This is a genomic window from Mariniflexile sp. AS56 (genome assembly GCF_030552475.1).
Classification (GTDB): Bacteria; Bacteroidota; Bacteroidia; order Flavobacteriales; family Flavobacteriaceae; genus Mariniflexile.
In genome coordinates this window covers 1-26666 of the sequence record NZ_JAUPED010000006.1, presented here as the reverse complement: position 1 = coordinate 26666, position 26666 = coordinate 1, and the positions used below count along the sequence as shown (strand labels likewise).

Genomic DNA, 26666 nt, shown 5'->3' with positions numbered 1-26666 from the left:
TTATTTATTCTTTTTCTCCTTGCTTAACTTAGCATTACGTTTTTTCTGAAATAATTCTTTAAACTTATCATAATTCATAGTAATTATAAATGCCACACCTGTTTCAATAACTTGACCTTGTAAAGCTACTTGATAGTTATTTTTTCTATAGGCTCTTATTTTATATCTACCATCTTTTGTAATTAAGTAATCGGCTGTTACATCTCCAGCTATATTAGTAGCTTGCTCATTTTCTTGAGGCGCACCCTCTAAACCAAAACTACTACCTACAGTCACTTTTAATCTGTCATTCAATAATTGTTTTGAAAGCCCTACGCTTAAGTCTGTTCGTTCTTGTCTTTCTCCAGATGAATACTCCTCTGTCGCCTGAAGATCAAAATCTAGTTCAAAACCTTTAATTAAATCTCCTGCCAAATTATTAAGTTGCTGCGACAGAATTTTACTCACACTTTGTTTGGCTAAAAAAGCACCACTTAAACCTCCTGCTTGGCTTTCAAAAGGGTTTTCCCCTATAAAGCGATTTAATAACAATAGCGCAAACACTTGTTTATTTAGGGCATCCTCATCTCTCCTTATTTGCTCTAGTTTTGCTTGGGTTGTATTAATTATTTCAGTGGAAACGTTATTATTACCGTCTGGTAAAATAATATCAAATGTGATTTTTGGCTCTAACAATTCTCCCTTCATTATTAAATTTGTTTCAAAAGGAATTCTTTGTTTATAGGTATTTCTAGTTTCTGGAGTTAATCCTACTAATTGATCATCAACCAAATCCAACGGTGAAGCTTCTACATTATAAACAGCGGTTATGTTAATGTTTGCTGTTGTAGGCTCTCCAGTCCATAGGATGTAGCTTTCTGGTTGAATTTCGAATTTTCTTTTTATTAAATTGAAATTCATTTCATAAGCTCCGCCTGTAAATTCATATTTTCCAGTTAAAGTTGTTTTCCCGGATGGATCAATACCTCCTGTTAACTCTGCATCTCCTTGTAGTTTTAAGTAATCCCCATTAGCTTCATCAATAATAATAGATATTTCTGCCTTCTTATCAACAACAATATTTACAGAAGCACTAATGCCTTTTACCTCTGTTTGTACCATTTTATTTATGGGGTCTTCTACCGTAATTAAAACAGGTTGATCTTGATCTATAAATTCAACAATGCCATCTCTGTCTGCGATTGAGGGATCACTTTGCGGTAACACGATAGTGAACTTTGTATCTGCGTTAATTTTAACTGTTCCATCAATAATTGGGCTATCTAAAGTCCCTTTAATTCCTAAATTATTATCCAAATACAATTCACCATAAAACAAATCGTTATCCTTTGATGTCGAGTTAACTGCCCTGAAATTATCTGCAATAACATTTAAATTAAATCCTAAATTGGTGTAATCACTACTATTTATAGAACCGTTTATTTTTAATGGATTATCATTTTCATCTTGTAATTTAAAATTATCGAAAATGATTTTATTGGTATTAAAAACAATATTATCGTTAATCAATTTAAATTTTGAATTTAAAGGAACAACCACAAAACCAACAGAATTAAATTTAATATTCCCATTAACATTCGGGTTTGAAGCTTTCCCCGAAACATTTAATTCTCCATTTAAATAACCCTGACTTTCTTTCAAGTTTTCTAAAGTAAATGGTTGCAACGACGTCATTTGAAATTTCTGAATATCAACGTTAAAGTCTAAACTTTCGCTACTTATGCTGTAATTACCATCAATATTGAGGTCATTATCTAAACCTTTTAAGGTTATGCTTGCTTTGTAGAGATTTGTAGTTTCATTATCTACTTTTACTACTAAATTTCCAACGGTATCTTTCTTAATTCTAAAATTCTCCACCTTCAAGTCGGTTATAAATAAAGGGTTTGACATAATATTGTTTACAGTCGCATCTCCATTTATAGTACCACCAATTTCGTAATTAGATATAGCTATACTGGTTAAAGATTCCAATTTAAAATTCTCAAATTTCGCTTCAATTGGTGAAGTAACAGTATCACCATCAGACTGAATTGAAAAAGATTGCTGCTCTTTTTCAATTTTGAAATTAGAAACCAGTATGTTGTTTTTGTCTAATTTTATAAGGTTAGTGTCATCAATTTTCCAGTCTTCATAATTTAGAATTAATTTTTCAGGATTAAAACTGATAATTGAGGCACCCACACTATCCTTAAAAACTCCAGAAATCAAATACTTGTTTTTGTTTTCTAAATCTTTAATATTTAAAGTATAATCTACAGTGTTATTTTCTAATTTCCCATTTAAAATAGTACGCGGAATTTCGAATTGCTCGTTTTTAATTTTACCAAAAGACAAATCGTAAAGTAAAGCACTTTCCTTGGTAGTTACTTTTAATTCACCATTTGAAACTTCATTGCTTGCATAATTTAACCTGGGAATAAAAGTGTTAATCACAATGGAATCATTCACTGAATTATAAGACCCATTTATCGTGATTTCTGATAATTCTATAATTTCTGGAATTATTTTTTTGATAATAGTGTTGTCTTTAATAATGAAATCAAAATCAAAATTCTGATTTCCCTCATCCTTAACATACTCATTATCAATTTTATAATACTTTGAAATTGAATTAACCAATTGATCGCTAATGGTTGATAATTTATAGTTTCCAGAAATTAATCCATTAGCAAATTGAGATTTTAAGATTATAGAATCTTTCTCAACATTAGAAATAGCTCTAATACTTATAGTATCCAAAGGAAATTGTTCCGTTTCTAAGGCTACCAAAAAATTATTAGCATTTACACTTCCATTTAAATTATCCGGATCTAAATCTTCAAAATTAGCCGTAACATTTCCTTTCATTTTTAAAGGACCTGCATGAAGGTTTAACTTGTTTAAATCAACAAGTTCAATGTTTAGCTTTAAATCTAGAGTTGGTTTTTCTGAATTTGAAGAACCTTGGGCGTCTAATACAAAGTCCAGATTTGGATCTGTAGAGCTTATATTAGTGACATAAAGTCCCTTATCAATACTTCCGTCGACGCTTATGTTTTTATAATTGTAACCATTAAATATTGCTGTTACAATTTTTGAATTCAATGTGGTTGATGCTGTTGAAGGATCAAGACTTTTACCATTTATTGTAGCGTTTGCCGTCACTTTCCCAATTTGCTTATTTTTAATTAATTTGCCCAAATCAAAACTTTCTACCCGCGCATCTGCCATGTATTTTTCGTTATTTTTTCGAGATTGATCAAATGTTGCTTCTACGATAGCGTTTCCAAAAGTACTTTTTAAGTTTAAATTAGTTTCAAACGTATTCAAGCTCCCCTTAAAAACTCCTTTTACATTAAAGTTTTCAGGGAGTTGAATGGTATTTGGAATTGTATTTTTAGGTGTGAACGCATAAACATCTTGAGATGAACTTTCAAAATTTATAATAGTGACATCAAAAATACTCCTGTCAATATTGGGCAAACCTGTAATTGCCCCCTTTATATCAACAAGTGTACTTCCAATGCCGTTAGCGTTGAATGTCTCTATTTTTAAGTTATCTAATTTTCCTTTTACATTAGCATTGAAGTTCACAATGGCATTCGGGTTATTTTTAATAACAGCGTTTGAACTAAGTTGCGGAACAAGTAACAAAACGTCTTTAAACCCCAGTTTACTCTCTTTTAAATGGACATCTAAGATTAGGTTTTCTAAATTTTCACTAATGGATTCAAGTGAAGGATAAGTCACCAAAATATTATCTTGTAAAGTTGTTTGAGGTGTTTTTAATAACAAGCCTTTCAAAGAAGCTCCTTTTGAAGTATAGTTGAATTTCGTGGTTAATGCATCTAATTGAAAACCACTATTTTCTTTAAAAGTAAAGGAATCAATAATCGCGCTATAAGCATCGTCACCCAAGGTTATGGATCTACCCTTTAAATTTAAATCACTTAATTTTAAATGATTATAATCAATTCCTGTTTGCGTTATTAAAGTATTATTGTTATCAAACTTGAAGTTAAAATTGGAAACAGAAATTTGTTCCACTCCAATTTCCCATGGCAAACTTGAAGCTTTTTCAGTGGTTTCCTCCTTGTTTTTAATTGATTTAGTTAGCGTAAACTCTCCGTGCGTGTTGTTCAGCTCTATAGACTTTAAAACTATAACCTGTTTCTCTAAATCAATTCTTTTAACTCTTGTATCAAGCTTTTTAAACTGAAAATTGGTATTTAGGTGGGTTATAGCATCTTTATAATTTACATCAATATTCTCTAAACTAATGTCTTTAAGATTTAGTTTTAAGGTGGTAGTTTCTGCTGCCTCTTCAATTTTTTTAGTTGCTTTTTTAGTCGCTTCTACCAAATCTTGATTTAAAATAAGTTGCAATCCGTTTAAATTAATTTCAGGAACATCAAATGTTAATTTTTTTAAATCAAACTTGCTAATATTCGTGTCAAAATGATTAATAATTAAACCAATATTATTCTGGGCTACGGCATCTTTATAAGTGAATTTGATGTTATTAAGATTGATTTTTTTAATCGAAATCTCCATCGGTTCACTATCTGGTTTGGTATCATTGGTTTCAAATGCCTTAATGATATAGTCGAAATTATAAACTGAGTCGTTATTTACTTTAATATTAGCTGTAATTTTTTCTAAGTCAATAGAATTAATTATAACTTTATTACTTAGTAATTGTAATAAATTAATATCAACTTTTAAAGATTTACCTGCGAGTAAAGTATCTGTCGCTTGATCTTCAAAGTAAACATCATTTAATATAACTTTCTTAGGCAAACCTATTTCAATGGAGCCAATTTCTACCTTGGTTTTTATCTTAGATTCAAGATAAGTGACAGCCTTATCTTTAACTAAATTCTGAATAAAAGGGATTTGTAGAGCAAGTACAATTAATAAAAAAAACGCTACAAATATTAGTAAGGCTTTTAAAATAATTTTAGCGACTTTTTTCAATTTTCAAGCTGTTTTAATTTAAAAAAATTCTTAAACATTAATTTACTAATAATACTTTTAAGCTAAAGCTGGTTTATGTATAAACATCTAATCTCGATTAAATTTATTTCATAAAACTACAACTTGCTTTTATTATCATCAATTTTAAACTATTAAAAAATATTTCTGTGAAGATAGTACGATTATACGCTCAGTCAATTACATAATTATAGTCAATTCTTCTAATATTTTAAGTTTACAGGATAAGACACTTCCATCTAATAATTAGACTATAACGCAAAATAAAATCAAAATCGAATAAAAACACTGATATGGACTAAGATTTATTCCAATCAAGGTAATATTATATCATAAATTTCATAAATTTTGTTTAATATTTTAATTTATGAAAGGGAAACAAATACGTATGAAAGGATCTGATTTATTTATTAAAGCCTTAGAGAACGAAGGTGTAGAATATATTTTTGGGCTACCTGGTGAAGAAAATCTTGATTTTATTGATTCATTAAGAAAATCAGGTAAAATAAAATTAATTTTAACAAGACATGAGCAAGGAGCTGGTTTTATGGCTGCCACATATGGTCGATTAACAGGAAAGGCAGGCGTATGCTTATCAACCTTAGGTCCTGGTGCTACCAATTTGGTGACGCCCACAGCATATGCTCAATTAGGTGCTATGCCTTTAGTCATAATTACGGGTCAAAAACCAATAAAAACTAGAAAACAAGGCAAATTTCAAATTATAGATGTGGTTGAAATGATGCAACCTTTAACTAAATACACAAAGCAAGTAACTCACAGTGCACATATTCCTTCTATGGTTCGTGAGGCATTTCGAGTAGCACAACAAGAACGTCCTGGGGCAGTACATATTGAATTGCCTGAAGATATAGCTCAAGAAACCGTAGAGCAACCAAGAATATTTGATGTGGTCGATTATAGAATTCCTGATGCGTCCAAAGAAAGTATTCAGAAGGCAGTAGCTATGGTTAAAGCTGCAAAACAGCCTTTACTACTTATTGGTGCTGGAGCGAACCGTAAACGCGCTAGTGAAGCACTTACCACATTTATAAACACTATAGGTATTCCCTTTTTTAACACACAAATGGGAAAAGGGATTATTGATGAACGACACCCGCTTTATTTAGGAACTGCAGCATTATCTGATTATGATTTTTTACATGAGGCCATAGACCACGCAGACCTAATTATTAATATAGGTCATGATACTATAGAAAAACCACCGTTTTTCATGGATAAAGATGACCAAAGAAAAGTAATTCACGTTAATTTTTTTCCGGCGGAGATAGATGATGTCTATTTTCCTCATTTAAACGTTATTGGAGATATTGCAGGTTCTCTTGAACAACTAACCAATGGATTAAGCACACATGCCAAACAATGGGACAACACCTATTTTATAGATATTAAACACAACGTATGCACCCATTTATCGACCTATGAAAAGGATGACCGCTTCCCTATTCTTCCACAACGGCTCGTTAAAATAACCAGAGACATTGTACCCGCTAATGGGATAGTAGCCTTAGATAATGGGATTTATAAAATATGGTTTGCCAGAAATTATCCGGCTTACACACAAAATAGTTTAATTCTTGATAACGCATTAGCTACCATGGGAGCTGGGTTAGCCTCTGCTATTATGACTAAAGAATTGTATCCAGAAAGAAAAGTGATTTCGATAAATGGAGACGGTGGCTTTATGATGAATTCGCAAGAATTAGAAACTGCGGCAAGATTACATCTTGACTTGGTAGTTATTATATTAAACGATAACGCTTACGGCATGATAAAATGGAAACAAGAAGCTGAAGGCTTCCCCAAGTATGGTCTAGATTACGGAAATCCAGATTTTGTAAAGTACGCTGAAAGTTTTGGAGCCACAGGTTATCGCCCCAATTCAGTTGAAGAATTTAAAAATATCTTGAAAAAATCGATCGACTCAAAAGGCATTCATGTAATTGATTTAGCGGTAGATTACTCCTTAAACCACGAAATTTTGAATGTTCTGATAAAAGAATATTCAACCAAAACAAAAAAATAAGCACAATGAAAAAAACAATCATAATCAACCCTGCTACAGAAGAACAAGTCGCCGAATACACCCGTTTAGGCATTACAGAAGCAAACAAAAAATTGGAGCATGCACATGATGCTTTTAAAATATGGAAAAACACCAGTTTTGATGAACGCTCTAAACTCATGCATAAATTAGCAGATTACATTATTGAAAACAAGGAAAAATATGCTCAATTAGCCACGAAGGAAATGGGAAAAACCATTGTACAGGCCAGACAGGAATTAGAAAAATGCGCATTAATATGCAACTATTATGCAGACCATGCAAAAGATTTATTAAGTAATGAAATTGTAAAAACAGAAGCCCAAAAAAGTTATGTAACCTTTCAGCCTATGGGTGTTGTATTAGCCATCATGCCATGGAACTTCCCATTTTATCAAGTTATCCGTTTTGCTGTTCCAGCAATTATGGCAGGAAATGCAGGTATTTTAAAACACGCATCGAACGTACAAGGCTGTGCTTTGGCACTTGAAGACATGTTTTATAATGTCGGTTTTCCGAAAGGTCTTTTTAGTAACATAAATATTAGTTCAGACCATGTTAAAGCTATTATCGAAAATAAAAACATTGTTGCTGTTACCTTAACAGGAAGCGAACCTGCAGGACGCTCGGTGGCTTCCATTGCTGGACAAAATTTAAAGAAAACTGTTTTGGAATTAGGAGGAAGTGATGCTTACATTATTTTAGATGATGCTGATATGGAAAAAGCAACCGACATGTCTACTCATGGCAGACTACAAAATAACGGACAAACATGTATTGCTGCTAAGCGTTTTATAGTATTAGATAGTATCTATGATGAGTTTTTAGAACTTTTTACAAAGAAAATGAAAGCCGCTATAATGGGAGATCCAACTGATGAATCAACCTACTACGGTCCTTTAGCAAGATTGGATTTAAGAGATGATTTACACAAACAAGTGGAAAAAACAATATCTCAAGGAGCTAAATTGATTTTAGGAGGCACGGTGCCCGATAGAAAAGGTGCTTATTATCCTGCCACAATTTTATCGAATGTTAAACCAGGTATGGAAGGTTTCGATAATGAACTTTTTGGACCTGTAGCCTCGGTTATCCGTGCTAAAGATGAAAACCATGCCATCGAATTGGCAAATAATTCTTCCTTTGGTTTAGGCTCAGGTGTTATTACCGGTAATGTAGAGCGTGGCGAAAAGATAGCTTTAAAACTAGAAGCGGGCAATAGCTTTGTGAATAAGTTGGTTGCCTCAGACCCAAGACTCCCGTTTGGCGGCATAAAAAATAGCGGTTATGGTAGAGAACTTTCTGATTATGGAATACGCGAATTTGTAAACACAAAATCTATATGGATTAATTGATTTTTATTCAATAATCAATATAAAACTGCACACATATCCTGCTAATAATCATGGTAAAGACAAAGTTCAATTTATTGATGTACCGTCAATACAGTATTCGTATTTAGTTTTCCTAATGTGGATATTACGTTAGATTTATGAATACCAATTTTTCTGAATAAATCTGGTTTTTCATCAATAACACACATAATACCTTCCACATGCGAGGCTGCATAATCTTTGAGGTGATAGGATGAATTTATATATTCTAAACCTATTCGTTGATCTAACATTGACTCCAAATAGATGATTAATAACTCTAAGTTATTTACAGCTTCCGTTGTTAGCGCGCTCTTTTCTTCTAAAACTAAAATGCCAACTTCAAAATTAGTGTTTTTTAAGGCTTTACAAAATGCATCAATTTCAAGAGTGTTAACCTTTTGTTTAAAATCTGAAACCACCGTAAGGTAAATGCCTTCATGTATAGAAGCGTGAGATGGCACGATTAAAATGGGACAGGATCTTATTTTTTCAATTATATTTTCAGAAGTCTTACCAATATTTTTGCTAGACTCACTTGTGAGAATCACTAAATCTATTCCTATTTTTTCAATACTTTTTTTAATTCCATCTACCAAACCTACACATTCCGAAATAGCATTAAAGGCATGCTTTACATTGTTAGTTTTCAACGTATAATGTTCTACTAATTCCCCTAATTTATTAACAGATTCTTCATTAGGTTCATCAAACCACGCATCGTCTGCCTGAAGCAGTTCTATCGCATTTAAACCTACAACATCATAAGTGTATGTGTTTAAAAAATAAAACTCACAATATTCATTTACATAAAGTGCAGTAACATAATCAATGGACTGATAAATGTTAAGCGAAAAATCTGTAGGAATTAAAATTTTTATCATCTTATTTTTATTTATGGGTTTCGTTTGCTTGATATTTATTTAAAAACGGGCACCTTTATATCATTTCCGTTGGTACTTTCTAAGTAACAAATAGAATTGATTTTTAAAGGTATTATACTCTTCAATAAGTTTCAAATAGTGCCCACGTTTTTGCTCATGAAATTTCAACCTATTCAAATCATATTCTACTTCTCCATATTCATACTCTATTCTTAACTCTTTCTCGTATTTACACAAGTGTGCCGTGTGCAAAATATTCTTTCTGCGTATGGCCAGAATGGTATTTGCTATTGATTCTATTTTAATAAGCTGCTTTTCAATTATAGATACGTGATCTAATTCATTATTTAAAGACTCTAAAGTATTTATCCAGGTGCTTAATTCGATTAAGTCCTTTTGGATGCACAGTCTCCTATGCACGTCAATTTTATATATTGAAGTTGAATTCAAATGTTAGTAAATTTGTAAAAAATTAGTCTATACCCAAAAGTGTAAACTTCCCTTGTACTTTATTAAAAAACTCATCTTTAAGCCTTCTATATTTATCCAAGTGATATAAATAACTTCTTCTGTAGCTTTCATGCTCTGTTATAAAACTCATATCGCACTGCAAGTCTTCACATTCCACTATATTAGCTCTAGAATTCGAGTACTTTTGAAGTGCATTTAGTAAGGTCTCATTTTCAATTTCCTTTTTATAGAAACGTTCCAAAACACTATCGTCGTCTAACTTATTTTTCAAGTCTTTACTACACATACTTATTAAATTGACCAATTCCTTCTTTATATATTTTAAATGATTGGTCCAATTGTCTAACTCCATGGTGTTGATTTTGTGTGCTACATCAACATCTGTATCATGGCTAAATATTTGGGTATTAAAATTTGTCATAACTTCTAATTTTATATTATTACATCAATGCCACTAAAGGTTTCTTCTTGGGTTACTTTTGAAATTTTAAATTGCTGTTTTCCTTTCGGAAAATCCCACTCAAGGATATCATCTTGTGAATATCCTATCAAAGCAGAGCCCAAAGGAGTAAGTACAGAAATTTTATTATTATTCACATCCCTATCTATTGGAATAACAAGTTGAATTGTTTTCTCTATCCCGTTTTCAAACAGTACTGTTACCCTGCTGTTAAACCTTATAATATCAAAAGGGATATCTTTGTCATCAACTATTTGTGCGGTTTTTAATTCTTCAGACAGACTCAATAAACACTTTTGAGTTTCATGATCTCCGGCATACCCAGAGATATTAAGTATGCGTTTTAGGTATACATACTCTTTCTTTTCTAAAATTAAACTTCCATATTTCATCATTACATATTTTAAATGCTTCTATGGGAATATTCCCCTCTGTACATATGCTTTTTCTATACGCTTAATAGCAATACAATAAGCAGCTGTTCGCATATCCATAGCTTCACGCTCTGAATATTCATATACTTTATCAAAAGATTCTTTAATTTTTTTGTGCAGTTTTCCCATCACTTCATCATACTGCCACAGCTCTCCATTACGGTTTTGTAACCATTCAAAATAACTACCAACAACGCCACCAGAATTGCATAAAATATCTGGAATAATAGTGATCCCTCTTTCTAATAGAATTTTTTCTCCTTCTACATTAATAGGGCCATTGGCGCCTTCTGCAATGAGAGCCGCTTTTATACTTGGTGCATTTTCTTTAGTAATTTGATTACCCAAAGCTGCAGGAATACAGATATCGCAATCTAAACCGAAAAAATCATCCTTATTTACAGACTGTGCATTTGGAAAATTCACAACACTACCGTCACTCACTTGGATGTATTTGAATAAGTCTTCAACCTGAATTCCTTTTTTATTTTGAATGCTACCATAGGCGTCTTGGACTCCAACCAATATAGCTCCATCCTTTTCTAAAAAATAGCCTGCCCAATAACCAACATTACCAAAACCTTGAATAATAAAGGTCTTACCTTCCAATGTTTTATTATTCTTTTCTGCCCAAAATTTTATGGATAAATAAACACCGTATCCTGTTGATCTATCTCGACCATCAAGCCCTCCACTTCCTGCAGGTTTCCCGGTAACTACATGTTGGTTTGCGGTACGCTCTGCTGGCGGACGTGTACTCATATAGGTGTCTGCCATCCACGCCATGGTTTGGCTGTTCGTGTTCACATCTGGTGCCGGAATATCATGTTCTGGACCTATATTATCGGCTAAAGCAAAAGTGAATCGTCTTGTGATACGCTCAAGCTCATCTTTAGAATATTTTGAAGGATCTATTTTAATACCGCCTTTACCGCCTCCAAAAGGTAATCCTGCTAAAGATGTTTTCCATGTCATCCACATAGCTAAGGCTCTAGCGGCATCAATATCAACTGTTGGATGGTAGCGTAAACCTCCTTTATAAGGACCTAAAGCATTATTGTGCTGCACTCTGTATCCTGTAAATATTTCAACTTCGCCATTATCCATTTTTACTGGAAAATTCACGATAATCTCATTATTTGTAATACTTAATATTTTTCTAATATTGGGATGTAAGTTAATTTGATCTGCAGCACTATTAAATTGCTCCATCACATTGGCCATCATACCTCGTACTGGAATTTCTTGGGTTATATTGTTTAAACCTGCGGTTATTGTTGTCATTCGTGTGTTTTTAAATTTTTATTTGAAATAACGATTTGCAATAGATCTTTCCATGTATTTATCTATAACATATTGATGTCTGGCTGATCTACCTTTAGACTTCCCACATCTTGAATTTTGTATTACAACTGTTATTAACGTATTAAAAGTCATTGTTTTATATTAAAAAATTAAACTAATTCCAGCGAACGCTTTGGTCTCTCTATTGTTTCAACAATAATTTCGGTGGTCTTAATTTCATCAAATTCACTACAAGACCAAACCTTATCCTTTTGGGCAGTTAATACACAAGTGCTACAATGCATACAGCTGGGACAGATATTAAATTGATTCATAATAAAAACTTATTAATGTTATACACATACTATAAAGCAACCCATATGCCAGAATCATTTCAAAACCGCCCTAAAAGCACAAAACCCTTATATATAAAGGGTTTGGTAAGCGTGTATAATAAAAGTTATAAAAAAGAAACTGGTACAATATTACCCAGTTGAGAAATAATGTACCAGTAGGTAAATTTTATTCTGAAAGTTTTTGCCGAATGGTTTTTCGATCTATTTGAAGAATTTCGGCTGCTTTTGTTTTATTATTTCCTGTGGCCAGTAACACTTTTTCAATATATTGTTTTTCCATAACCTTTAAAGGAACTAAGGCATCCGAGGAAAAATTTAATGAGTATTTTAAATGCTCTGGTAAATGTTCAACATCTATAAGTTTATCACACATAATAACAGCTCGCTGAACGATGTTTTCTAATTCTCGGATGTTTCCAGGCCAATCATATCGTTCCAAAACCGTCAAAGCTTCAGGTGTCATTTTCACAAATCGATCCTTATACTCTACGCCATATTTAAAGAGAAATTTATCAACCAACAAATGGATATCATCTTTACGTTCTCTCAATGGTGCTATATTAATTTCAACAACAGTCAATCTATAAAACAAATCTTCCCTAAAGGTCTGTTTTTTAATCATGTCTCTCAAATCACTGTTTGTAGCGGCGACAATACGTACATCTATCTTTTCAGCTTTTGTTGACCCCACCTTAACAACCTCTTTTTCTTGAAGAACCCGTAGTAATCGTGATTGCACCGCAAGTGAAGCGTTTCCAATTTCATCTAGAAAAATAGTACCGCCATTAGCCGCTTGAAAAAAGCCCTCTCTATTCGTTTCTGCACCCGTAAAAGCTCCTTTTAAATAACCAAACAACTCTGCTTCCAAAAGGTTTTCTGGAATACCGCCACAATTTACAGCAATAAATGGCGCTCTAGAAAATTTACCTTCATAGTGAATGGCCCGCGCTACAAGTTCTTTACCTGTACCACTTTCACCTTTAATAAAAATGGTTGCCTTATTATCTTTTACACGCTCTATAATTTGAATAACATCATTTATTTTTTCAGAATCACCTATAATATCTCCATAGGATTTACTTTTTGAACCTGAAAAAGCATCTGATTTTTGTTCTTTTCCTTTCGGAATAAAAATAGATTTATCAATGGCCAATTTCAGCTCATCTTTGGTAAAAGGTTTGATTAAATAATCGACCACACCTGATTTAATAGCATCCAAAGAACCTTGAACGGATGGATAACCTGTAACCACTAATTTTGGTAATTTCGGATAATGCTCTGAAACAAATTTTATGAGTTCGAAACCATCAACTTCAGGCATTTTTAAATCGGTAATTATCAAATCTATATTTGAGTCTCGTAGAATTGCAACAGCTTCCTTCACCGAAATCGCCTTAAAGACATGATAGTTCCAAGACTGTAAATGCCGTTGCAAAAGTTCTAAAATATTAACATCATCGTCAACAACAAGTATATTTTCTTTACGTAATTGCATGGTTAAAATCAGTTTTCAGGAAGTGTTACCGTAAATATAGCACCTTTTTTTATGTTATTCTCTGCTGAAATTGTGCCTTTATGTGATGCGACAATTCCATGAACAACACTTAGCCCTAAGCCAGAGCCATCTCCTGTTGGTTTGGTTGTGAAAAAAGGTTGAAAGACTTTGTCTAAATTCTCTAAATCAAAGCCTTTACCTTCATCATATATTTTAAGAACTATCTGCTTTTTCTTCTTGTAAACCTCTATAGTGACTAATCCATCTTTAGGTGAAAAGTAAATGGCATTAATTAACAAATTGAAAATAATTTGTGTGAGCTGTATCGAGTCTGCGCGTAACCACAATTCTTCTGCATCAATCTTAACAAGGTATTTAACCTGTTCTTTTCTGAAGGTCGCATCCAATAAATTAATAGCATTTTTTAAAATGGGCACAATATTTATGTGCTTCATTTCTTGAGGCATTTCGCATGCAAAAAACATGAGTTTTTTAACTACTTCCCTTGAATAAATGGCATTATCAATAATTTTTTGAAGATCGTCTGATGCTTTTTTATCAGAATCTAAATCACTTTTTAATAACTCTGCGAAACCCAAAATACTTGCTAAAGGCGTGTTAAGTTCGTGGGCTATTCCCGCAGTAATTTCACCTAAAATACTCAGTCTATCTGCACGTTCCATCTGCCGTTTTAAGGCTGTTTGGTTTTTCTGAATTTCGATACGCTCTAATAAATTCCCTACTTTTAAGGCAACATTATCTAACAGTAATTGTTCTTCATTTAGAAAATTGATTTCTTCAGCATCCGAATTATGAAGTCTCACAACCAATTCACCTTGAATCTTATTAAATATCTTAATATCTGATTGGATTTTTAAATCGTTAGGGAAATAATCCCCTGAAGAAACCGAAATAGTATCAATAATAAAATCTACAAATGTGTTTTCTGGATATTGAAAGGCTTTTTTTAAACTATGAGCCACCGCTTGTAATGTCTCTTCTATTAAATCTAATTCAACATTACCAATAATAGATGAAACCTCATATAAGCATGTAAGCTCCTTAATGCGCTCTTTTAATTGAATTTCTGACGTGCTCATAATGTCTTAAATTTTGGTGATAATTGAATTTGGAACCATTCTGTTTTCAAAATTACAAATTACAGGATGCATCTTCTAAAGAACTTTAAGGGAATTATCATACAAGTACTTATCTTAAATAAATACAAGGCTCTCCTAAACTTTTTAATTTACAATTCTAAAGGCATTCTTCTTTGAAAACCAGTTTTACAAATTCCTCAAAGGGTTTTGATTTCTAATTTTATAACCACATATTTTCAATATATCCCTGCCAAAAAAGTCAAATGCTATATGATGCCTTTTCTTAATTTCAAACAGTTCCTTTAGCTTCTAAAACAGATAAAAACCCACTACCTTGATAGTTAATACCAACAAAAAACAAGCTGCAAAACGCTTCCTTTTATTATTTATTGAGGTATCTTATTAATTGGGAAATCATCAGATGTTTTTACAATCCAGTCTTTCAACATTTGCCTGTGAGCTGCGATTTCATTTTGATGTTTTTTTGAATCAATTAATGGTTTTAGTTCATCTGAATCATTTTTTAAATCGAAAAACTGTTCTCGGTGTTCGCCTCCATCAAAAAGAAAATATTTAAATTGTTCTGTAACCACCATTCTTCCCACAAACTCGCGACCCCTCGGTTTATTTTCTTCTTTTTGAATGAGTTCAGAAACAACATATTTTCTAGTTTCTTTAGGTTGTTTTTCACCTTTTAAGATATAAGTACTTAAATTTTTACCTGGTAATGATTTATCAATTGAAACACCTGCCATTTCACAAATTGTAGGATACAAATCAATACCACTAGATGTTAATGTTTTAGAGTCTATAATACCAGATTTTGTATGTCCTTTCCATGAAATTATAAATGGCACGTTGATGGATTCTTCATAAAAATTCATTTTCTGATTCCATTCATGGGAACCATGACCATCTCCATGATCGGAAGTATAAAACACAATGGTGTTTTCTAAAAGCCCTTGCTTTTCTAAAGTATTAACAATGTTTAGAATGTGATCATCCATTTTTTCTACCAACCTATCATATCCATACATATATTGACGCCATTCTTTCTCTTCCCAATACTTTACGGGATGTTTTCCAAAATTAACTTTATCCGTACTATCTGGAGTTCTTCTGGTATAAAAACCTTCTGCTTCATTTTCCGGAATTTTAAAATTAATTGGCAATGGCGGGCATTCTTCTATTGGCATATTCTCTTCTACAGCACCATCATGATAATCATCTCCCAAACCAGAAATATTGCGTGCCAATTCACAACAATCATGTGGATTTAACAATGAGGTTACCAAAAAAAATGGTTTATCGTGCTTTTTATTGATAAAATCTATAGATAATGCAGCAGTTTTAGAATCATTATATTCTCTTTTATAAGTTTCAAAACCATGCCATTCTGGAACATCCTTTATTTTTGTATTGGACACGTGCCACTTGCCAAAATAGGCTGTAGAATACCCTGCCTCCTTTATTGTTTTCCCTATGGATGGGTATGCCATTAAATCAGCATTACTTTTATTTGGCATAAACCCAGTTATTAGCGACGCTCGCGAAGCCATACAAACTGGATATGTGCAATAACTGCGGGTAAAAGTTACGCCTTCATCTGCAAGTTTATCAATACCTGGTGTAACTACATGCTCATACCCCACTTGCGACATCACTCTTCCTGAATGTTGATCTGATATAATTACCAATATATTAGGACGTGTTTGTTTGATTTCCAATTGATTAATAGATTTATTTTCACTTTGTGCATTAGAAAACAGGGCAACAAAAAACAGAAAATAAACGACCGATTTTAGTGTGTAAAATTTCATGCTAATAATTAATTTTTACCAATTAATTTTAGCATTTCTTCAGCATATCGCTGTCCTAAAAGCCTTTGACTAGCACTATCAAAATGTGTATCATCTATTGTAGACGTATTCTCTGTGGTGACAACGCCTGTATATTTAACCTTAGTTAGGTAATTCTAAAATCATATTATTAAAATCAATACGTTGAGGTTTATCTGGAGATAATTGCCCTGCTACAAATGGCAAGTTTGGTGCATTTAAATCCTTTCGAAATGACTCTATCAAGTCCGTTATTTTTGGCATATACATTTTATACTTTGATGCATTAGTTTCACCTTGATGCCAAATAATTCCTTTTAAAATTCCTCCTGTTTTTAATGCTTTTTTAATTTGGCTGATTGCTTCATTGTATAAAGTGTCGCCAGGTTTCCATTCTTCAATGGATGTACCTCCTTTGGCGTTAACAACCAAACCGATGGTCTTTCCTGCTCTAGCCCGTGCTAGTGTTTTTCCAAAACTATAACCAGGTCCTACTTTTTGCATTGCCATATTTTTCCTAATAGTTGAATACTTATTTAAAGGATTTACTGCTTTTTCCCATGGTTTATGTTCATCGCTAGTAAACAAAAACACATTATTAATACTATCCTGATCTTGCACTTCAATAGGTGCTCGCCCAGCCATATTAGATTGCCCTATTAACAAATAAATCTCCATGGGTTTTGGCTTACTTTTAGCTAGTTTATTACTTGATTTGCATTGGAATAACAAACCAATACATAGCAATAAAATTATTTTATAATACTTCATTTATTTTATTATTTTAATCATTATGAAATAGAATCATTTGCAATCAATTCTAGAACTTTTTTATCTAAATCACCACCTCTTTAAGTACATAACCTATCAAATATTAAAATAGGTGATTTTATTTTTCATTAGTATCGAAATAAGCAATCAGACTATATACTTGATTATTTAGCGCTTTCATTTTTTCCATCATGGGCTCCCAAACTCTATATTCATTATTCACGATCCCTTTATTAGCATCTATGTTTGAAGGGTCCATACCTTTAGCCGTTGGGTCATTATCTTGATACTTAAAATAATGCCATCCCACACAATTTTTAGATTCCAAAAGTGCTAGATTATAATTTTGGTAAAACAATCCGCGGTCTTTTTGGGTGCGCACAATCCACCCCGCTCCACTGGTATTCCCCATTCCAGAATCTTCACCTTTCACGTAGTATTCGGTTACTATAAATGGTTTTCCTGTCCATTTTCCCCAATTTATCATATCATCTGTGTTGGGTGTCCATTTATTATAATAATTGTTTGAAATAACATCCAGATACTTCCCTGCTGTTTTCATGAATTCAGGATGATTTTTTTCATCAGCATAAAAACGAGAACCAATATACATGTGATTTGGGTCGTATTTTTTTATAGCTTTTGAAACTGTTGAAAAATATTTATCAGCCACAAAGGCCATAAATAATTCACGATGTTTATCTGTAATTTGCTCTTTCGTTATTCTATTATCTAACAGCCATTTATTCGCAGCAATATATCCGTAATCATCTTTTTTCAAACTTAAATAATTATCTAAGGCCTTAAATTTAAAAGGCATTTCGTTATCTGAAAAATGCCCAAATAGATTGGGATCATTTTTATAAATTAACAATTGTTTAGCATGTTCATCACAAAAAATTTCAAAATTTGGGTCGAATACAAAAATAGCATCATTTGGGTAACCTGTATGCCCCGGTTGTTGATGCGTACCACCACGTTTACGCCCATAACTACTCATAAAGTTCCAATTAATTGTATAAGCAAATGGTTTTTCGAGGGTTTTATTGGCTTCAACTATAGCCTCTACATCACTCCACGAACCTGCACAGTTAAAGCCGTTACTCTGTAACATATTCACCGTGTTGCTAATCCAATTCTCTTTAGAACCAAATTTTTCAATTAAAGCTAATTTATTAAGTGCTGACTTACCAACAGTTACACTATTTAAAGCAATATTAAAATATTGATAGCCCAACGGGTCTATACCCCACCAACGATCACCAATTTTCTTTACATGATAAAACCCCGTAACATCATTAGTTTGTTTCTTTAAATCACCACCATATTTACTAAAATCAATATTTGCGTTTTTATAATTAGACAGTAAGTCCACGGTTCGTGTTTTAAAAGGCTTATAATCTTTATAGCTTCTTGTACCATCATTATGATATACTTTCACCCTAGCATCTACCAACATGTATGGAAGTAATAAGGTTTCTTTATGTTTTTTAGCCGTATTGATATTGGCACAACCTATAAATAAGCAGGCCAATAAAATAACTTTAAATTTTTTCATTACGTTATTAAATTGTTAGATGGAATACAACTACCACTGATAATCTTTCCCTTCGCGACTCGCTTTCCAAGACTCTTTTACTTTCTCTAAATCATCCCTCATTTTTTTTAACAGCTCTGGTTGATTTAAGGCTAAATTATTAGTTTCACCTGGATCATTTTTTAAATCAAAAAGCATCATATCGGCTCCTTTATTTGGAATACAAATCTTATAATCACCATCTATATATGCATAAAGTTCTGTACCGTTGTATAAACGTTGATAACCAGATGCTATTGGTAACGTTCTTTTGCTAGAATCTCCATTTAATATTACCGATTTTAAACTAACACCATCTAAAAGTGTTTTCTTATCCTTTTGAATGTTTAAAACATCAAGTATGGTTGGAAAATAATCGTTAGTTGTTGCCTGATACTCGGTAACTTGCCCAGATTTAATATGCCCTGGCCACAAAATTAAGGAAGGAACCCGCAAACCACCTTCCCACATTTGGTGTTTATGCCCTTTAAACGGTCCTGCTGAAGCAATACCTTTTTTAGCAAGTGGATCTGCAGGGCCATTATCACTACAAAAGAAAATAATGGTATTCTCTTCCATATGGTTGTCCTTTAAAAACGTTCTTAAACGGCCTATCTGTTCATCCATAGCAGTTATGGCGCCATAATAGTGTTTTTGTGCTAGTGGCAAGTTTGGATATTTAGCCAAGTATTCTGGCCCAGCTACTACTGGTTCATGTGGTGTATGAAACCAAATAGTAGCTAAAAAAGGTTTGTTTTTAGAAATAGATTCCTCTAAAAAAGGGATGGCTCTATCCATAATTATTCGGCTATCATCACCCTCTAAATTATCAGTTACCGGTTTTCCATTCTGAACATAAATGGAACCTCCCCAAGAACCATCATCTTCCGCTCCCCAACTAGTCCAACCTTCAGGGGTTTTAGTCGGGTTCCATGTTGGCACTGCACTTTTAGTTGCAAATGTTTCATCAAATCCATGGTGCCAAGGTGGTGAATAATTACCGCGAGATTCTACCTGGTCTGGTTCTACCCAACCTAAGTGCCATTTCCCAAAAAAACCTGTTTTATAACCTTCTTTTTTTAACACTTCAGCTATTGTTTTTTCGGCTGGTCGCATGGCACCTGTATGTGCTGCAAAAATACCTTGACGAAACGGGCTTCGACCTGTTAATACACTTGCTCTAGTAGGCGTACAAAGTGGAGCTGCGGCATAAAAGTTTGTAAACTTCAAACCAGCAACTGCCATTTCATCTAAATGCGGTGTAATAATCTTTTTATTACCATTAAATCCTACATCACCATAACCAAGGTCGTCTGCCATGATAAGTATAATATTTGGTTTGGTAGCTTTTGAAATTTCTTTTTGAGCATAACAATTGAATATTAGCAAATTAATACCCATTGCAATTATTAGTTTACAGGAACATATTTTTTTCATTACTTAATTAATTTAGTTTTTTAATAGCAGTAAAAATTAGTATATAATTTTTATATAAGTGCGATAATTCTTTAAAATTAGTTGTAACCTGTATTTTATTCCGTAATCGCTCCTGGGCCAACACCTATAAAGACTTAACATACAGGTTAGTACTAATTACATTCGAATACTTTAGTAACATCTAAACGTGGATTATGTTTAATTGTCCATCCGTAAAAGGAACCTGTTCTTAACCAAGTGTGCTTTCTATATGCTTCATTAATTAATCTTCTTCAGTGTTCTTAAATAAAGCTTTTATTTTCTAAAATTGAACTTAGAATCCTTAATTTAAGTTTCTAAAGCAGAACATTTCTTGGTAAATTATATGTTCTAAAATAGTGAAACATTCCAATAAAATTATAAGTCACGATTAAACTTTATAGAGTTTATAAAGTCCTACAAGCATCTAAATAATTTAAGCTGTATATGAAACAACTCCTCCTAGTAATCACAATATGCACAATCACTTTCACATTTGCGCAATCCAAACAAAAGCCTAAAAATGATGCTAGATTTAGTTTGAAGCCCGAAACATTAATTGGAACAAAAATACCAGATTTAAAAGCCCATAATACCCAAGGTGATCTTATAAAAATAAAAGATATTCAGCAAGGAAAATACCTTCTGTTGGCTTCTGGTTGTCTCACCTGTCCACATTTTCATAGAGATTACCCTGCTATTGAAGCCGCTTTCGCTGACTATTCAAATAAAAACATGGCATTTTTTTATTTTTACAAAAGCTTAAGACATCCTGAATTGAACGGTTACGTTGAATCACAAAATATTTCTGAGCGTTTGCTGCATATAGAAGTTGCACAAAAAAAACTACAAACAAAAGTACCATGGATTTCTGACACTATGGACGATGAAATGAAAACGGCATTACACTCCAATTCAGAATCTGTGTATCTAATGTCTCCTGAAGGAACCATCCTTTATGCCTCGTCGCATATTAATGAAGTAGAACTTCGTAGTGCTTTGGAAAAATTTATTGGCCCTGTTAAAAACAAAACCACTATCAGTTCTTTAAATCTTCCGAGAATAAAACGTTCTATTTTACCAGAAAACATAACGGATGATTGGCAAGTGGAACGACCTACAAATTTAAAAATACTAACTATTATTCCCGACCATCCAGCAGAGACTTATTATGTGAAATTACGAGCTGAAGCCGATGCATCCTTAATTAATAATGGTGAAGGAAAGCTGTTTCTAAGCTTCTTCCCAGACCCAATTTATGATGCCCATTGGAATAATCTAGTTCCTCCCATGAAATATTCGTTAACGTTACCAAATGGGGTACGAGCAACGCCTAGTGAGGCAACGGCTAAAGAAGGAGCTGAAGACAGTGATACAAAACCACGTCAATTTCTAGTCGATATAAAAAACGCCAAAGCAGGAGACAAAATAAAAATTTCGCTTCATTATTTTGGTTGTACACCTACCATGTGTAAAGCGATGACACATGACTATACGATTACATTAACGGCAGAAGATAGAGGAGCCATAACAGCCGGTTTTAACAAAAACAGAAATAATACAGGGAACAGGAGACCTGCTAGACGTTAGAATGTAATAAAATTAATTTTACTTAAATAATAGCATAGAAAAACCCCATAAATAACATTATGGGGTTTTTGATTCACTTATGTAAATTCATTTCTTATCTACTTTATAATAGCTAGAAACTTTAATTAATTCCAGTATTATTCCTTATCAAAGGTTTCAAAATTCACTATTTCGAAACGCGACCTTCTATTTTTCTGATGCTCTTCTTCTGTGCATTTATCCCTGAATTCATTACTGCAACGGTTTACTAATCGAGTTTCACCATAGCCAATAGCGCTTTCAATTCGATTTGCTTCTATACCTTGCGAAACGATGTAAACACGCGTTGATTTTGCTCTTCTATCCGATAGTGACAAGTTGTATGAATCTTTACCTCGACTATCTGTGTGCGATTCTATTCTAATAATCATTTTAGGATACTCTTTCATAACAGCAACAACTCTTCCTAACTCTGCAGCTGCATCTGGCCTTATGTATGATTTATCGAAATCAAAATAAATAGGGTTTATATTAATATCGTATGGTTTTAAATAAAGATCGACCGCTACTTTTCCTTTCGGAATATTTGTGGTCATAGCCTCTTTCGTATCTGAATCATGCCTTTGTTTACTTGCTGTAATAATAAATGCTTTTTCACAATCAAGATTTTCAAACATGTACACACCTTCCTTATTTGATGAAGTCGTTACTATTACATTACCTTCTATATCTTTCAACTCCACTTTAGCTTCTACAATTTTAGAATTGGTAAGAACATCGTATACGACCCCCTCAATATTCTGAATACATTTTTCTCTTAAAAACGCATATATATCATCACCACCTTTACCTCCAGGCCTGTTCGATGAAAGATAACCAGTTTTCTCTCCATCATTTGTAAAAAAGGCAAAATCATCGTAACCACTGTTAAATCCAGGACCTAGATTTACAATTGAAGCATCAATGGCATGAGCTTTTTGAACTAAGTCAGTTTTATAAATATCTAATAATCCAAAATTATTATCAATATATCCATCTGAAGAGAAATAAAAAGTAAAATCTGCAGCCATAAATGGAAACATTTCGCGACCTGCCGTATTTATTTTAGGTCCTAAATTTTTTACTTCACCTAAACTTCCATCATCATTTATTACCGTTTCATATAAGTCTGATTGCCCAAAACCTCCTGGTCTATCAGAAACAAAATATAGTATTTTATCATCCGGACTTAAAGTGGGATGCCCCGTTGAAAAACGTTTGTCGTTAATAGAAAGATCCTCCAAATTACTCCATTTTCCGTTTATAAGGGTAGCCCGATAAATCTTTAAATTATTGGTCCCTGACTTATCATAAACGGCTACATTATTCTTTTTCACATTACTACCTGTATAATATAACGTTTTACCGTCTTTAGTTATAGCAAGGGTTCCTTGGTGATTTGATAATGAATTTATCGAGTCAGATGGAATAGGATTAAAAGTACCAACTTCAATAGTTTCCACAGACTTACTTACTTCCGCTTGCACTATTTTTAAATAAGGCTCTTCATTCCATTGATACACTTTACCTTTTGTATTATCAAGTATTGCTTCTTCTTTAACTGACGTTGAATAATAAAATTGACCTGAATTGTCTTCATAACCTCCAAAATCTGAATACTCTGTATTCGAATTTAAATTAATTAGGTTTAATAACGGTTTATCTCCAAATTCACGCTTTACATTGGTAAACTGTGAATTTAAAACTATACTATCCATTGGAGTATAATTTTTTAATCGATATAACCACTCATCAGCAAGTTCATCCTTTCCAACACTTCTTAGTGTTTGTATGTATTTAAACATGAACTTAGGGTTGTCGCTTTCATTCTTTTCTGAAGCTAGCGTATACCATTTAAGCGCTTCTTCTGAATCTGAATTTTTATAGTAACAATCACCAATTCTCGTTAATAAATACACAGAACTATCTTGTTTTTTCAACGCTTTCTTATAAAGTTTAGCGGCATCTAAATAGGCAAAATTTTTATACAGTTTGTCTGCCGCATTATTTTTTTGGGCATTTACTGAAAAACTGTAAATTGAAATGAATATAAATAATATAATATGTTTCATAGGGCTCGAATTAAAAATATCTTGGGGATTTTCTACGTTTATCATTAAATACTTCATATATGAATAGCACCTCATGGGTTCCTCCAAAATAAGGTCTTATTTCAGATACATAATGCTCATAAGCATAACCAACCCTAATCTCTTTTGATATCTGAAAATCTGCTAAAGCGCCAATAGATGCTGTATTTTCATTAAACCTATATGAACCTCCTAGCCAAAATTTCTCATTAAATAAAAAGTTGGCATTTAAATCTACAGAAATAGGGGCACCGTTAGTTGCTTTTATTAACGCTGAAGGTTTTAATTTTGTACTCTCATTTAAATCAAAAACATAGCCTCCAGAAAAATAATAACTCAAGCGTTCAAGAGCTATATAATCAACATTATTGTTTTCCTCTGTTAAATTATAGTCTGTGTTTATAACACGCGGGGCAGATAACCCAAGGTACCATTTATTGGCATGCAAAAGAAATCCCACTCCAACGTTAGGGTTCCATTTATCGGCATAATTACCAAAAAACGGATCAGAGGTTACAATTGGATTATTTAAAAATGCTTCATCCAAATTATAATGTGTAAAACCTCCCTTAAGCCCAAACGACAGTTTTGTGCTTTCACTTGTATATATGGAATACGAAAAATCTACATACGCATAAACAAAATTTTCATAACCCGGACTGTCATTAATCATGGAGAACCCTAAACCCATTCTATCATTCTTTAATGGAGAATGAACAGATAATGTCTGTGTTGTTGGTCCTCCAGTAGCACCTACCCATTGACTACGATGTAACCCAACCACAGATAGAGTTTCCCTACTACCAGCGTAGGCAGGATTTATTGAGATTGTATTGAACATATACTGCGCAAACTGAGGCATTTGCTGTGCAAAAGCTATTGTTCCAGTAAATAATAACAATACAATTAAATTATTTTTAATGATCTTCATAACTTAAATTTTATTTAGTTCCAATATACATTAGACCAGTAATTGGGGCTTTTCCACTGTTTACTAAGGTTACTACATAATAATATGTACCACTTGGAACTTGACCTGCAGATCCTAAAGAAGATCTATGGGTAAAAGCATTCCAGTTGTTCTTATAATTGTTTGATTTGTAAATAATTGCTCCCCATCTATTTACAATTTTAACGTCTATAGGGAAATCGCAGTCCACTAATCCTGAAACTGTAAAAAACTCGTTATGGGTATCCCCGTTTGGCGTTATTAAGATTGAGATTTCTACATTATCAAGATTACATGCCAATACCTTACAATAATTATTTACTTCAATGGAAGCTTCAATATAAGTTGGACAATTGGATTCCGATTCTGTGTAACTGAATGTTATAGTTTCAAACGAATTTTCGTTAGTCAAAACAACCGATTTAGGATCAAAAAATTTGTTATCTATAACTGTTCCTGGTCCAGATACAACTTCCCATGTTCCTCCTGTATTATAATTTCCATCCACTAAATTGAATAAGTTGAATACTTGAGACTCGACCTCACTTTCAATACAAATGCTAATATCTGTAGACACAACTGCATCATTCTGTAATGTTAATGTGGCTTCTACTGTGGAAGTATTATCGCAATCATCTGAGACTTCATATATAACTGTCAATATTCCTTCAGAAATGTTATCAAAATTATAGTTTGAAGTAACAGTTACAGTTTGATCTACACTACAACCATCAGTTGCACAACTTTCTAATTCTGCGATATTATCTAAATTCCATTGATTCGCAGAAACTTTTGCTGAACTTAAAGTACAAGATAGAATCTTATTTTCTATTTGACAGTCTAAAATATCCGGCGCAATGGTATCCATAAATGTTAGTGTAACCATGAAACTTGTTTGGTTTCCATTGTTATCAGTTATTGTATAGTTTACATCAATACTACCACTTAATCCACAGGTTGTTTTAAAATTAGCAAAATCAAAATCTGAAGTTACTTCTCCTGTAAAATCTGTACTACACGAATTTTCTGCGCAGTCTTTTAAAGTTGCTATATTTTGAGCATTCCAATTTTCCGCTAACGCTTGGTTATCTAAACCGCTACACTCTATTGTTTTATCTAACACAGTACAGTTCACTACGCAAGGGTCTTCAATAAAATTAACGGTAATGTATACCGTAGCTTGATCGCAGGCCTCTGGCGTGCCATCATCACATACTTTATAAACAAAACTATCGGTGCCTGTAAAGCCTGCATTCGGGGTGTAAATAAAAGTACCGTCTGTATTAAGTACTAAAGTTCCGTTTGAAACATCTACAACAGGGGTGTTGTTTACTGTTTGGCTATCCCCTTCTGGATCGGTATCATTATCTAAAACATTACCGAAAACTTCAACGCCTGGTAACGTTGTATATGCATCATCATTGGCTACTGTGCTATTGCCTAAGTCTTCTACCACTGTGATTACCACTATAGCGGTATC

At 32.9% G+C, this 26666-nt stretch carries 18 protein-coding genes and 1 pseudogene; 3 read left to right on the top strand and 16 right to left on the bottom strand.

The genetic code is table 11. The features are described from left to right. Nucleotides 1–4959: a translocation/assembly module TamB gene (locus Q5N74_RS08940; RefSeq protein WP_304388440.1), complete on the bottom strand. Its 4959-nt coding sequence runs from the start codon at nucleotides 4957–4959 to the stop codon at nucleotides 1–3. 385 nt (nucleotides 4960–5344) lie between these two features. On the opposite strand from Q5N74_RS08940, the gene Q5N74_RS08935 reads away from it, so the two are divergent. Then, the gene (locus tag Q5N74_RS08935; RefSeq protein ID WP_304388439.1) at nucleotides 5345–7024 is read left to right on the top strand and encodes an acetolactate synthase large subunit; all 1680 of its coding nucleotides are present in this window, start codon (nucleotides 5345–5347) and stop codon (nucleotides 7022–7024) included. Nucleotides 7025–7029: 5 nt separating this feature from the next. After that, nucleotides 7030–8397 (top strand): NAD-dependent succinate-semialdehyde dehydrogenase, encoded by a 1368-nt coding sequence (locus Q5N74_RS08930; protein ID WP_304388438.1) that lies wholly within the window; start codon nucleotides 7030–7032, stop codon nucleotides 8395–8397. A 71-nt stretch (nucleotides 8398–8468) separates the two neighbouring features. On the opposite strand, the gene Q5N74_RS08925 is transcribed toward Q5N74_RS08930, so the two are convergent. The 12 genes and pseudogenes from Q5N74_RS08925 to Q5N74_RS08875 all read right to left on the bottom strand — a co-directional run bounded on the left by Q5N74_RS08925 (nucleotide 8469) and on the right by Q5N74_RS08875 (nucleotide 20521). After that, nucleotides 8469–9299, bottom strand: coding sequence for a hypothetical protein (locus Q5N74_RS08925; protein WP_304388437.1), 831 nt, complete (start codon nucleotides 9297–9299; stop codon nucleotides 8469–8471). Between the two features lie 60 nt (nucleotides 9300–9359). Then, a complete protein-coding gene (locus Q5N74_RS08920; protein ID WP_304388436.1) occupies nucleotides 9360–9749 on the bottom strand; it encodes a hypothetical protein in 390 nt (129 codons plus the stop codon). A 22-nt stretch (nucleotides 9750–9771) separates the two neighbouring features. Further along, nucleotides 9772–10191 carry a hypothetical protein gene (locus tag Q5N74_RS08915; RefSeq protein ID WP_304388435.1) on the bottom strand — a complete coding sequence of 140 codons (420 nt, stop codon included), beginning with the start codon at nucleotides 10189–10191 and terminating at the stop codon, nucleotides 9772–9774. Nucleotides 10192–10202: 11 nt separating this feature from the next. Then, on the bottom strand, nucleotides 10203–10625 hold the full coding sequence (locus tag Q5N74_RS08910; RefSeq protein ID WP_369686022.1) for a GreA/GreB family elongation factor: 423 nt from the start codon (nucleotides 10623–10625) through the stop codon (nucleotides 10203–10205). Nucleotides 10626–10643: 18 nt separating this feature from the next. Beyond that, entirely contained in the window at nucleotides 10644–11948 is a 1305-nt protein-coding gene (locus Q5N74_RS08905; protein ID WP_304388434.1) for a Glu/Leu/Phe/Val dehydrogenase, read from the bottom strand. A gap of 522 nt (nucleotides 11949–12470) precedes the next feature. Further along, the gene (locus Q5N74_RS08900; RefSeq protein WP_304388433.1) at nucleotides 12471–13799 is read right to left on the bottom strand and encodes a sigma-54 dependent transcriptional regulator; all 1329 of its coding nucleotides are present in this window, start codon (nucleotides 13797–13799) and stop codon (nucleotides 12471–12473) included. Between the two features lie 8 nt (nucleotides 13800–13807). Then, nucleotides 13808–14899: a sensor histidine kinase gene (locus Q5N74_RS08895; RefSeq protein WP_304388432.1), complete on the bottom strand. Its 1092-nt coding sequence runs from the start codon at nucleotides 14897–14899 to the stop codon at nucleotides 13808–13810. Between the two features lie 386 nt (nucleotides 14900–15285). Then, a complete protein-coding gene (locus Q5N74_RS08890; protein ID WP_304388431.1) occupies nucleotides 15286–16719 on the bottom strand; it encodes a sulfatase in 1434 nt (477 codons plus the stop codon). A gap of 8 nt (nucleotides 16720–16727) precedes the next feature. Then, nucleotides 16728–16850: pseudogene (locus Q5N74_RS18960) on the bottom strand (sialate O-acetylesterase); the annotation flags it as partial. Nucleotides 16851–16860: 10 nt separating this feature from the next. Continuing rightward, nucleotides 16861–17508, bottom strand: coding sequence for a sialate O-acetylesterase (locus Q5N74_RS08885; RefSeq protein WP_304388430.1), 648 nt, complete (start codon nucleotides 17506–17508; stop codon nucleotides 16861–16863). Nucleotides 17509–17626: 118 nt separating this feature from the next. After that, on the bottom strand, nucleotides 17627–19066 hold the full coding sequence (locus Q5N74_RS08880; protein WP_304388429.1) for a hypothetical protein: 1440 nt from the start codon (nucleotides 19064–19066) through the stop codon (nucleotides 17627–17629). A 30-nt stretch (nucleotides 19067–19096) separates the two neighbouring features. Continuing rightward, nucleotides 19097–20521: a sulfatase gene (locus tag Q5N74_RS08875; protein WP_304388428.1), complete on the bottom strand. Its 1425-nt coding sequence runs from the start codon at nucleotides 20519–20521 to the stop codon at nucleotides 19097–19099. A gap of 465 nt (nucleotides 20522–20986) precedes the next feature. Here Q5N74_RS08875 and Q5N74_RS08870 point away from each other — a divergent pair, with 465 nt between their 5' ends. Next, nucleotides 20987–22129 (top strand): redoxin domain-containing protein, encoded by a 1143-nt coding sequence (locus Q5N74_RS08870; protein ID WP_304388427.1) that lies wholly within the window; start codon nucleotides 20987–20989, stop codon nucleotides 22127–22129. Between the two features lie 137 nt (nucleotides 22130–22266). Here Q5N74_RS08870 and Q5N74_RS08865 read toward each other — a convergent pair whose 3' ends face one another. The 3 genes from Q5N74_RS08865 to Q5N74_RS08855 form a co-directional block, all read right to left on the bottom strand. Continuing rightward, nucleotides 22267–24219: an OmpA family protein gene (locus Q5N74_RS08865; protein WP_304388426.1), complete on the bottom strand. Its 1953-nt coding sequence runs from the start codon at nucleotides 24217–24219 to the stop codon at nucleotides 22267–22269. Between the two features lie 10 nt (nucleotides 24220–24229). Next, on the bottom strand, nucleotides 24230–25168 hold the full coding sequence (locus tag Q5N74_RS08860; protein ID WP_304388425.1) for a type IX secretion system membrane protein PorP/SprF: 939 nt from the start codon (nucleotides 25166–25168) through the stop codon (nucleotides 24230–24232). A gap of 10 nt (nucleotides 25169–25178) precedes the next feature. Continuing rightward, on the bottom strand, nucleotides 25179–26666 hold a 1488-nt coding region (locus tag Q5N74_RS08855), incomplete at its 5' end, for a gliding motility-associated C-terminal domain-containing protein (RefSeq protein ID WP_304388424.1).